Raw genomic sequence first — 13,334 nt, 5'->3', positions numbered from 1 at the left:
AATTGAAAACAACTCAATGTTAGTTGCAGTTATGCTATAACCAACTTTTTTAGGTTCATTAAAAATGATCATATCAATCAAAAAACCACAAGCTGAGCTTATGGTTTTTTGATTTTTGATTACTAATTATTTTATAGTGATAAATCACTTATTTTTTCACTTTAACTGCGGTATTGGCCATATAAAATTTCTTACTGCCTAAATATTTGCGTCTTCAAAAGTAAGCAATTAGCCCAACTAAACTAATACCACCTGATCCGCCAAAAACTGGGCCTAAAACCAAAGGTAGTTGGTTTTTGAAATTAGTTAAAGTGTAATTGAAGGTTTTTCGGCCCAGATTAATGCCATTTTCATAATAGTTTTGGAAGTGCACTTGAATATAAAGTTTCCCTAATAAATCATTAGCACTAACCGTAATTTCGGGTTGTTCAATTTGGGTGTAATCATCAGCAAACCGAACTAATGAATGCAACCGGGGTTGGTTGGTACTTAAAACGTTCTGAATTTCAGAAGGGGTTAATTGGTTTAAATCAGCATCTTGGTTAAGTTCGTGAAAGTTGGTATCAAATTGGGTTGTGAAAGCTGTATCAATCACTAAATCAATTTCGGGAACCTCAATTTCCTTATTATTTTGGGGTACATTATCAAGATACCCGTTTAAAATTTGTAAATTTTTTAAACTAATTGTACCCTTAATATGATCAACAAGCACCGAATCAGTTAATTTAGATTTTGGAGTTAGTCGAGCTTGAGTGGCTGGGTCATTAAAGACTGAATTTAAAAACAATAATCCGTTACCAACTTTTAACATTTCATTAAATTCGACTTCAGTGAACTGGTTATTTTGTAACGCATTTTGAAAATCAAATAACAATTCGGACACTGATGGTTTAGTTCCGAACCGGTTTTGTAATCAAGCAATAATTACTGGATTATTATTGGGCAGCAGTTCAGTCGAACTAACCGCAAACGGTAAAACAATGTCAGATAAATTCAGAGTTGGTCCAATTGTTCCTTCGGTTCATGGGGTTAAAATGCGCATTTGACTTAAGCGCAATTCATTCCCAGTTAAACTAATTTGTCCCACTTGACCAACTGGACCAATGATATTATCAGCATCCATGTCATTAGTTAACACTGAATTCGTTGCATTGCGCAAGTGATAGACTTTTGCTTTTAAGAATTGGTTAAAAGTGAAAGTTGGATCAGTTTGCATCCCTAATTTTAATCCTAAACGCTGCAATAATAAACTTGGCGGTTGGTTTAAAATGTCTTCATAATCCGCAAAAGGATTACGGATAAATTCGGTATTAGCCCCAGTGTTTAAATACCAAATTTCAGCCACCTCAATTTCATAATCAGGAACTACAGGACTGTTTTCATCCGTGGTATTTGCATATAAAGCAAAGATTAATTTGTTAACTTTTAAAGTGCGCTCACCATTAGAAATTTCAATCTCAGCCGGATAAACAATTGTGGTGTCATACGAACCACCATATGGCACATTGCTAGCCCTAAAAGTACTAATTCAAGCTTGTTGAATGGAGCGTCAACGGTGTGATGCCCGCACCGATAAATTCTTGCGGTTGACAGTTAAAAATTCTAAATCAGCTTTCATGGTGACTGCATCAACATCATGTCATAATGGGGCTAGTAAATTAGCGCTAAATTCGCCTTGGCTTAGTTGTTCAGGGACTTTTTGATTAACATATTTGTGAAAACTAACTGTTGTGCCATTGCGTAAAAAGTTGACATAAATAAAATCGTTAACTGGGTGTAATTCGGTTGAACCATTAGCTAAATAGTTGACAATGTGGGGTTTACGAATAATTAAAATTGAAGAATCTAAAGTGGAAGCTTCAATCCGTTCAGCAATGAAATAAGTGCGGTTAATCCCACTTGCTACGGCTGAGTTGACAAACGCTAAATAATTGGGCAAATAGAAATAACCGCTGAAATCAGTTGTTTGCACAAAAGTATTACCCGATGATTTTTTCAATTCATTCACTCGGGCTAAATCGATTGGATTAATTCGCGCTGCATTATTATTAACTAATCAACGCCGAATTAAATTGGATCCTACTTGGGTGGTTTGGTGGACTAAGTTCGGGGTTTTTAAAGCCGCCACTGCATCATCAACAGCTTGTTTTTGAGCGGGAGTAATTCCGGCTGCACTATAACTATACCCAAAATAAAATTTGGCATAATCATCTTTAAACCCCGCTGCAGAAGTGATATTGGCATTGACTTGAAAACTGGTTAAATATTTGTTGGGTAGACTATAAGTTTTGACTTCTGTAACCACATGGTCCACAGGATCTTGGCCCGCAGTTGAAACATAATTAGTCATAGTTATTGCATTGGCTGCAAATGTAATGGTTCCCGCAACTAAATCAACTTGAATTTTAGTTGGATCAACCCGATAATGATTTTCACTCACATTATTCGCATTAAAGGTTTTTTTACCAACATTGAGTGCATCAATATAAGCTGGTGCTAAATTAGGTGAACCAAAAATTTGTTCCACTTCTAAAACCGATTTGTTCGCTAGTGCTGAACTGATTGATTTAGATCAGATGAAGCTGTTAACAACTGGACTGGTTTTAACAATGTGCACAGGTACATCATGAGTAATTGTTTCAAAACTGTTCGCGTTTTGTCAGTTTTGGAATTGCAAATTTTGAAACGTCAAGTTGCCGGTTTTATTATCAGCGACTAAACTCTCACTTAATTTACTTTTGAAAGCAAAATTATTTTTATTAATGTTTTCTAACTTAAACAATTTCATGTCAGTTAAGTTTAGGTTATTGTTCACAATCGCTTGTTTTAAATCATAAACATTCATCTGGTTTAAAACTTCTTTAACTGTGGTCGCTTGGTCATTGTTCGGATCAGTTTGGACGAGATTATTTTTTTCTAAATAATCTTTAATGTTTTTGATGATATTCTCATCAGACTCTCATTTTAAAGATGAAATCGGACGCTGACCTTGGTAGTTAGGTGAAATTGGAATTGTTAGATAAGTTGGTGGAGTTCCTGCTACAGCTGTTTTGTTGTCAGGTTGACCATTGTTATATTTAATTCCGTTTAAGAAATGGTTTTTTAACCGAATATTGGTAAACCGAATTTGACCGTTATTGGTATTGGTAATGAAGTTATTAGCTGCAACTTCTAAATCATTTGCAGTTAATTGGTTGTTATTGGGTTTATTAAGGACATTTAAAAAAGTTTGCGGATTGGTTTTAAATGCTGCTTCAATTTCTGCTGGAGTTTTTCCTAACAAAAAATGATTTAATTGCTCTTGAGTTTTTCAAGTCACTGTTGTTGTTTGGTTGAACAAATGCTCCCATAACACCGTAATCCGTTGTTCAGGAATCCCATTAGCTAAATCGCCCGGAATTTTTACTTGTCATAATAAAGTTCCGTTCGCATCATTCGGAAATAAACTAAAGTAATTATGGGCATTAGTTGCATTAACATCATTTCAAGTGGAAACATCAGTACTTACCGCACCTAAATTAAAAATATCTTGAGCCGTAATCGCACTAGCTGGTTTAGCAATAATTTCTTTGAATTTTTTTAAACGATCTGCATCATTACTAAATTTTGCTTCAACAAAAGTTTGCTCAGCATCGTCCACTGCAATGTTTTTTCCAATTACAATAGTATTGGTTTTTGGTAATCCGGTTCATTTATAAACTGCGGTTTTTAGTTTAGTTGGATAATTAAAACTCGTTCCATTCGCAAATGTATAATCGGGGATTTCGACTTTAAACTGGACCGTGCCATCGACTTGGTTCTTAATGATTTCAGTAATTCATTGGGCATTAACTTCAGTTAAAACATGTTGATCGTTTTCAATTTCTGATTGTTGACTACCAGGAATCATTTTATTTCCCAAATAGTTGGTTTTAAAAGTTTTGGCAATTAAAGCAGCATTAATTTTGCTGTAATCTGTGACTGTAGTAATTGCAGCTTTAGCACTTTTTGGCGCATCATACTCCATTAAATTGTTTGCGATACTCTCTGAAGTAAAACCAGTAAATATCCCTTGATCATCTTCTTTTTGAATTTGGGCCTTTGCAAACCCAGTTACCGTTTTATCAATTTTGACATCAATGGTTGGCGTGCTGTCTTTTGAAGCTAAAGCTTGTGGATCATCAGTTTGAAGTAAACGCCCTTGGCGGGAATAACCCGGTGAATAAATCCGGAATTTATAATTCAATGATCCGGCTTCGGGATTATAAGTTAGTTTCACATCATTTTGGTTTAACCGTTCCATATAAACTTGGTCAAATTTTTTAGTGGATTTTCAGAACTTATCTTGCCCATCTAAAATATCATCGACCCGCACATTTTGGGGAAATTTATTTTGGTATTCCGATAAATTCAAACCATTATCAACTGATGCTGCTACTTGTGTACTAAAGTTATTTTCAGTTTTTAGTTCAGTTGCAATATTATCAACCACATTAAAATAACTGGAATAATTGTACAAACCATTATTCATGACTAATGATGAAGTATAAGGCACTGGTGTATTTTTTGTTACACCAAAACTACTATCGCGTCCAATATTAGAAACCCAAGTAACTGGAGTGCCAACAGTTAGATTTACAATTGGTAAATTACCAAAAATACTCCCGAAATGTTTAATACTATTTTGTACATTTCGATTTTTTACTTTATTTGTTTCGTCTTTATTAAAGAGGTTAATTGGATTTTCAGCGTAGTTAGCCATCAAGCCAATTTCACTCCGCCCTGAAGGTGAGAAGTTTAAACGAGCATTAAAGTTTTCATAATTGCGCGCATCATAGAAAACATTGCCATCAAAAACTGGCTGGTAATCTGCGCCCCGTTCGGATTTAGCAAACGATTTAGCCGTGATTAAATAAGTGCGAAATGGTTTATAGCGTTTTCAATAAGTTTGATCACTTTCAGTATCAAAACTCATTCTTCCAGTTTGGTTACTTCGCATAACCGTCACCAAACCTTTAGTGCCTCAGAATCCGCTTTTTTCACCGTTGTTGGTGCCATTAATGAATTCTTCTAGGGTGGGGGCATTCGATGCTCTTTCGTTGGGATTGTACAATCCAGTTCAAGTTCCATCACTTCCTTTTTTACCAAAATCAGAAAGTTTCGGCACTTTTCAACTAATCCCGTTGCCATCTGATTTTGCAGTTGTTCCAGCATATGGATCAGGCATATTTTGTTGTGGTTCTGAAGCTGTTGGACTATCACCCCTACTGCTTGATGGTGTAGATTCAGTCATGTTATCCCATTCGTTTCCATCCTCACCATTAGTTCGAGAATCTTCGTTTTGCTCCAATAAACCAAAGCCATTGAAAGAGCGAAATGAATAAACACTTAATAAAGGTCGGGCAAAATTATAACCAGGTCGAATTCCAGTGGTTCAACCATTTAATCCCATAAACGGAAAAATCGAATCAGGTTGGGGTACTAATAATTCCGCATTGGCATTGGGATTATTGTCATCTTTTTTAGATTTAGCAGTTGCAATAATTGTTTCTTGGGCTTTTTTGTAAGCTGATTCTTCAAAATCTTTTAAACCAATATACAAATTAACACTTTTTTGCTGTGGCGAAGTGGAGGAATTAGAATTAAATGTCACATTCGTATTCCGGAAAACCATTGGAGCAACTAAGTTGTTGTTAGAAAAACTAAAGAATGGTGCTTTCCCACCCGTATCAGCAGTCATTCCTGTTCCTTTAGTGATTCCTGTATCTAATGCATTATTAGCTTTAGTTGGCACATCGTTGTAATTTCCAAAAGTTAGACCCCGAATTGGTCAGGGGGATTGGCGTCATCGGGCGACTTGTTCATCAGTGTATTTATATTGACTTGGATTATCAGCTTTTTTATCACCCGAATTGTAAACATTGATTCCATACGGACCCCGGATGTTTGGATCTTGGATTGGTAACAAACCTGTATTATTTTCGGTTTGTTTCAATGAATATCAAGGAGTCGCATAAATCCCCATCGGATCTGCTTCGGTTCCTGAACCCAATTTATTATTGCTCATGTTTAAATAAGCCAAATTAATTTTTAAAAAATATTTGGGAATTTCGCGAATGTTATTGGAAGCTAGGTCAAAAAAACGGGGTACATTTTCCCGAATCGGAGTGGTGTATTGTGCTTGAGCTGCTGTTCTGTCATCACTATTCTCAGCTGACTCATCATTAGGATCTTTGACATAAGACGAAACATTAATCATTTTGTTTAAATGCGCATTCGATGCCAAAATTTTATACAATTTGGGCATTTTGGTTTTGTCAAATTTGATTTCATAATTGCCAAAATTATTGTTTGACAAATTAATGTTTCACAAGTGGTCTCAAGTAAGATCGGGATTTAAAATCGCATCAATTTCGGTTAAGTTTAAATCACTTAAATCAAGCGATTTGACTTTTTTTAAATCATCTTTACTAATTACAGAATTAACTCCTAAATCATACTTGGAGCTAGAACCAGTTTCAGCAGCTTTTAACGCATCTAAAACCCGAGTGGCTAAACGGGATAACGGAAACACATCAATAATGCGTTTTGATGCTGATGTTGCTTTTCAGTCAACATATTGCACAGTAGTGCTAGTTTGTTGTTGCTGACCCATTAACCTCTGGTTAAAAACTTGAGCATGGTGTTGGGTCATTTGGTTAACACTTAAACTAAAACTAGTTAAAGTTATCAAGCCGAAAATGAAGTAATTAGTGTTAAATTTTAGGTTTTTCTTGATTTTTAATAGGGAATTCATGAAAGATTTTTTCACTTTAAACTATTCTGCACCACTGTTATCCTTCGTTACATTAGAACGAAGTTTGGTTGAACGAGAACGGGTTTTCTTACGTTCTCCCTGCATGAATTTCATGCTGTTAGTTGTTTGGCGGTAACGTCAAATGCCATAATAAACTGCTATTGTTAAAACCATAACCAAAACGACAACTCATGGTAAATGCGTGGTTAAGAACCGGTGGGAATTAGAATTAAATCCGGTGATGACTAATTGTTTTTGTAAGTTTTTTACTTGACCATCAACAAAGGCATTTTCAATTTCATAATCAATCACAATTGTGCCTTGAGCAATGTCAGAATAAACATCACGAATAATTAATCGCTGTTGATTATGCTTACTAATTAAGACTTCGTTCAGTTGTAAATACCGGTAAGCTAAAGCAAAATTACTGGTTTGTAATGCCGTGGTAGCATCACGAATATTAGTTTGAACCCCATCGTGAATTAAGCGGGTCGAAACATCTTCATTATCTGCAATTGTAATGGCAGTATTAACAAGTCTTAAATTAGTTAATTCAATTCGTGCTTGAATTGGATCAACTAAAAATCTTTCTAAACCAACTGGATTAGGGTTTAAATCGGTTTCAGTTGCTTGATAACTATTAACTAACTGGATGCTTCCTGGGAGAAAAATTAGTTGACCTATTCCATCATTAATTAATAAATATTTGGTTAATTGTTCTACTGGAGTATCTTGGGATAACAGCTTAATTAAATCCGGATTTAAGACTAATGATAAGGGCTGGGTCACCCGGGAAAACCCTTGGACGCGTAAAAATGATTGTAAGAAAGTGTTTATAGCAGTGGGCTCGTTTAAATTGGTTTTTAATCAATTTAAAATGTCCGAACCTGAAACCATACTAATCTTATTTAATGTTCCGTTGAAGTTGAGTTCATATTCTGGATCAATGTAGTTTTGGGGGATGATCACAATTGGTTGGCGTTTAAATCCCTGCACAATGACAGTGCTTAAACCAATGTTTTGGTAGTTATTCCAATCATCAATTAATTGCTCTGCAGTTTTATTTGGGTCAAAAATTGTTTTCAGAATTTGTAATTGTTCAGTTGATGCGTGGGGGACATTAAAGTGTAAGAACGGATTTAGTAAATAAACTTGTTCGTTTTTGGCACTGTAATACACATCTTGTTTGCGCACATTAAAACTAACATTAAACCGCGCTAACTCTTCTTTTAAAGTTGCTAAAGCAGTTTGATGGTGTTGACTGGTAGTTCCGATTTGAATTCCTGTATTATCCACTAGTTGTCATGTCACTAAATCAAATAAGGGATCATTATGGTGCAAACTAATGTATTCTTCATTAACTGGATTTGTATGACTAATTAAAGTTTGATAATAATCAGCAACGGTTCAAGCTTTTAAAGCATCATTAGTTATTACCCCTGAGATTTTCTGCCCATCTAAGACCGTTAAATTATTATCATCGGTGCGTAGTTTAAAATTGTTTTCTGCAAAGTTTTGTCAACTTGGTAACAAGAAGGTGCCTAAAGTATTGGTGATTTTAAAAGTTTGTTCTTTATCACCTAAAAGAAAATGCTTACCATCAAAACCAGTAATGTAATTTTCCACTTTAATTTTGATATCTAAACTACCTTCGTTGTAGTTCAGATTACTAAAGGATAACATGCTGAATTTTGTCATTTTGCCGACATGTTCAGGTTTGACATCAGCACTGCTAAACCGTTCTGTAAAGAATCGTTCCGCATCCGGATTGGTGTAATAAATGGGGTTAATGAATTTAAACTTTAAGATGTTAATCGCATCTTGGGCTGCTAATAAATCGGCTCCCGTTAAGGCCTGGGCGGTTGTCGTGTTATACAGTTTTTGGGCTTTGGCTAATAAATCTTCTAATTGGTTGACAATCCCTAACACACTTTCGTTACCAAAACCACGGTTCACATCCGCATTATCTGCGTATGGTAATTTTGTTTTAGTTGCTTCATCAATCCGGAAGAAATAATTGCTTAAAAAGAAACTAATTTCCTGATCATAAAATTTCGGAGTTGCTAACCGTTCGGCTTTGTCTTTGTTTTCATACACATTATGGACTACTAAAGTATTGGCCGCAATTTTAATTTCACCGGTTGAATTATTAATTTGAATTCCGCTAAAGTTATTTACATCAACATTAGTTTGATAACTGGTGTTAGAAGTTGAGGTGTTTAAGACATGGTTTAAAAATCCGGTTAAATTATCATAACCCTGATAATTTACTTGATTAGTTAACAAACTGCTTTGGCGGTTTTTTAGTTGTCTTAATTGGCCCAGTCATTCACTGGGTAATAAATCCTTTCATACCTTATTTAAAGCATCTTGAAATAAAGCATCACCCCCATTATAGGTTGCTGAGTTTTGGGGAATAGCAGTCACCCCATTGCTAAGTGCAGGGACAGTATTAGCTTGTTTTTTATAAGCATTACTAATGGCTTGATATTGGGTCGTATTCGGGGTTAGAGCCACTAATAATGGAGGTAAGGTGTTAATTGGTGCACCTGTTTCTGATCCTGCATAGAATTTCCCATTGAAGTAACCACCTTTAATGGTTAAATAATTAATTCCCACTAAATTTGCATCTGCTCTGACAAGGACATTAGCATTAATATCAGTTTCAGTTGTTGTAGCTGTAGCATGAAAACCAATGACTAGTTGTTTTTTCTGCTCTTCAGTTAAAGATGTTGCTCCATTCAAAGTTTGCTTGCTGTCAAAACTCGGTGCACTGTTAGCTAAATCTAATAAGGGCAGAATTAATTGCCCAAAAGCACTTGTCTCACTTTTAGCAGCTAATAATGCTTTTTTAAATTCACTAACTGTTTTATCTTTATAACCATCATAATTGATGAAAGCAATTCCTGAAACTCGATCATTGTTTTGTTTTCACCCAAAAGAGGAATTAAAACTCGATAACCCAAACAAGCTAGCACTTTTAACATCAATTAAAGTTTTTTCCGCATTTTTTTCCAACAGACTAACTGCAAAATCAACACTTCCAACCTCTCCATTTCGATTAACATCGGTTAATTGTAATTCGGTGTCAGGTGGTAAAAATTGGTTTAATTCACCAGCTGCTTCAGATCATTTTTTAGTCTTAGAATTTTGTTCTTGATTATTAATCGTTTGAAACGTTTTTAAAGTAACAAATTCTTTTAATTTTTCATCAGTATAATCCAATGCTGATAAGTTGTGTTTTGCATTTGCAGTGTCAAGCGCATAACTGAATTTCTTAAAAGTGGTAATGGTTTGGTTTTGCACCAAATTAATTCCACCATTGTTAACATTGGAATTAATTTGTAAAGTAAATGATAGTGTCCCATCATTTTTATTGAAGAAAACACTACTAATGTATTGTTCAGGATTTTGTAAATCTGCTAATTTATGAATGTTTTGTTCTTCTAAACTTCCAGCTATTGAATTACTTTTAGGATTGGTTGTAAGATCAGATGAACCATTTAAGGCTAAACCAATTCATCTCACTCCCACATGTTGTTTAATTCAGTTAATGGCTGTACTACGATCTTTTGGCGCAAATTCCATTGGCGCGTTATTAGCATCATCAAAATTCTCAACTACTTTTTCATTGTTAATTAAAAAAGCTGTTTGATTAGCAAAGTTAGTTAAAGTGATGTCTTCAATATCAATCCGATTACCAGTTGGATCATTTACATTAAAACCAACCACGATTTGGTTATTAATCAAATCAACTGATTTAATCCGAATTGAACTTGAATCATTGCGGATGTAGTTTTGAATGTAAGTTGTTCCAGTTGTTCAAGTATTAACTTCATTCACTAAGTCTGTTGTGGTAATTGTGGATGCAAAATTATAGCGTTTGCTAAAAGTGGTTTTAGCTACATCTAATGTGCGCTTTTTGTCGGTTACCCTACCTGTATCATTAACGTTTAAACTATAACTTGTATCAGTTAAGATGTTAATGGTATACCGATAAGTTCATTCTTGATTTGGTGCAGAAATAATCAAATTATAAGATGGCGAAGTTGGAATAACACTCCCCCCACTAGCAATAGCAAATCGATTGAACTCTAATCCAATTGCTTTATTTCCCGTTGTACCGGTTCAAGCTTGAGCTTTTTTTCGTCCATTGAAATATGGAAGCTGACCTAAAACTTCGGTTAAAAGTTTATTACCATTGTTATTAGCAGTTGAAACTCCACTTGGAGTTGGTGGCACCCCACTATTATTTGATGGCGAATAACTATCATTCAATTCCTGAAATGTTAAATCATTGTCTAGACCATTTGCATTGGCATACAAGCTAACTCAATCAATACTTTTAAATTCTGCTGTAGCAATATCTTCGTTGTTTTGATTTAAAAGCTGAACATTAATTGATTGTTCTGGACCAACTCTACCATCTTGTTTCCCTCATGAATTTTTAACTGAATGGTTTTGAGGTAACGTTCGGGTCAAAATGTAAGGCACCTGAGAATTATAAGATTTATAAGCATCTGATGAAGCTTTTAAAACTTCATCATCAAATTTTTTCCGATCTGGTTCAGCGTTCATACCACTAGTAGATTGAGTAGTAGAACCTGTTGAAGCTGTAGTTCCAATTTGTTTTAATTCTGCAGTTTCAAAACCAGGTAAAATAAATCTTTGACTATTATTCTTTTGAGCAAGGGTTACATTATAGTTAATTGTCTTGCTGTAACTTTGTGAAAAAGTTAGAATTTTATTATCATTGAATTGATTGAAAAAAATTCCGTATAAATTATTAGCACTACTACGCTTGGTATCATTAGCCTCAATATTGTGAATAAAGTTGCCATCAAAATTCCCTAAATAAGTTGAAAAAGTTCCGCCCGCATTAGTTCCAATTCAAACGCGATGAAATCAAGGATAAAATTCAGCTGTGGTGTTGCCGATTTGCCGATTTCATGGACCAACTGGATATCCATTAACATTGGAATTAACAGTTCGTCCTTCTCCTGTAACTCTTTTATTTTCTGGAATTGTTATTTTTGGCCAAGTGTATCAACTACTATCAGTATCTTGTTGGGGCCAAAAATCTAGTAATTGATTACCATAGAATGAAAAAGTGGGCAAAGTAAAATTATAATTACCCATTCTCAACGAATCTAATACGCTTTGAGTTTGAGCATTTCAACCATCGGGTTGGGTTTCTTTGGTTTGATCGTAATATTTGCTTCAATTACTTGGATTTACCACGTTATAAAAATTTGAATTAAGATTAGCAATTAAGAAAATTAAACCATGAAATCATGGTAATGGTTTAGCCGCAATTGGAGTGATATAACGTAACCGGTTATTACCAAAATCAACATTGGTAAACATGTTTTTAGACAAAGGAATTCGTTCAATTTGATTATTTGAAAAATCAATTCGATAAATATCCTTAGAAATATCTAAACGCACTCCACCAAAATTAATTCCTTTATCCAAATTGAAATTGGAATTACTATTAGTGTTAATTAATGTTCCGCTACCATCAGTTGTAATATTACTATTTGAATCATGCGGAATATTACCATCACTTGAAGCAGTTTCACCATTTTTGTTTGTGGTATGTGAACCTTGTTGATTAACATACTTCTCTCCGTTTTCAGTTCGAAAATAAAATGGATCAGCTGAAACTGCATCTAAAAAATCTTCATAGCTGTTAATAGTTTTTTTGCCATTTTTATTAGGCACTGAACTTGCTGATGCTGGTGCATAATCAATATTAGATAAAGTTTGAGTTAATCACTTCTTAATTCCTGCAACAGCAGTTAAATTTTTAACATCAGAAGAGTCATCTCACAAACTTTTTAAATATTCATAGTAATTCTGATTGGATTTAGGTGTTGTTGTTGTTGGGCTTTGTAATTCTGCATCTGTTCGGTATTCAGTTGAATAATAATTGTTACTAAAAGTATTAAAATTTCCGATGGCTTGAATTGCATTCCGGCCCGCCCGAATATTTTTTAAAGCCGGAAAATTTTTGTAGTTAGGATTGGGAAAATAAGTAATGATATTATCTTCGACATTAATCGTACTCAAACCTCGATAACGGATTTCAAAATTTCCATTACCAGTAATTCGAGGAGAAGAATTAGCTGTTCCCAACAGATCATAAATTCCCAAACCTCAACGTAGGTTTGGGTTAAAAATTTCAGCAATTGAATTTAGAGCACGATTGGATAAATCTAAAGTAAGGCTAACTTTATCAAAAGCAGTAAATCATTCGGTTTTACTAAAATTATCACTAACATTTTTATTTAATAATCCCGCTACTGCTTGACGGATTGCCCGAGTGGGGAAAAAATTGGATAACTGATTACCAGTTTCTGCTAAAGTTGGCCATTCATTATTGTTAAATAATCCTGGTGGAGGCGCAAACTTCACATCAGTAATTGTTTTGGTTTCTTTGTTATATTGCACATATTTTAGATTGACATAATCATAAGCATTGGCTTTAATCATTTGATTATCTTTAGTCAAACTAACATCAGTTGATACCACTCTGATTCCAGTTTTAGGTAAATCA

2 protein-coding genes are annotated in these 13,334 nt (G+C 34.5%); both read right to left on the bottom strand.

Translation table 4 applies throughout. The features are described 5' to 3' along the window. Positions 1-148: 148 nt before the first annotated feature. The gene (locus NPA10_RS01350; RefSeq protein ID WP_256547748.1) at positions 149-6,775 is read right to left on the bottom strand and encodes a hypothetical protein; all 6,627 of its coding nucleotides are present in this window, start codon (positions 6,773-6,775) and stop codon (positions 149-151) included. A 21-nt stretch (positions 6,776-6,796) separates the two neighbouring features. Then, complete coding sequence (locus tag NPA10_RS01345; RefSeq protein ID WP_256547747.1) at positions 6,797-13,288, bottom strand: hypothetical protein; 6,492 nt, start codon at positions 13,286-13,288, stop codon at positions 6,797-6,799. Positions 13,289-13,334 lie beyond the last annotated feature (46 nt).

It is taken from the genome of Mycoplasmoides fastidiosum (assembly GCF_024498275.1).
In the GTDB taxonomy this organism is placed as follows: Bacteria; Bacillota_I; Bacilli_A; order Mycoplasmatales; family Mycoplasmoidaceae; genus Mycoplasma_N; species Mycoplasma_N fastidiosum.
The sequence above is the reverse complement of the archived record's forward strand: the minus strand, read 5'-3'. Positions and strand labels throughout refer to the sequence as shown.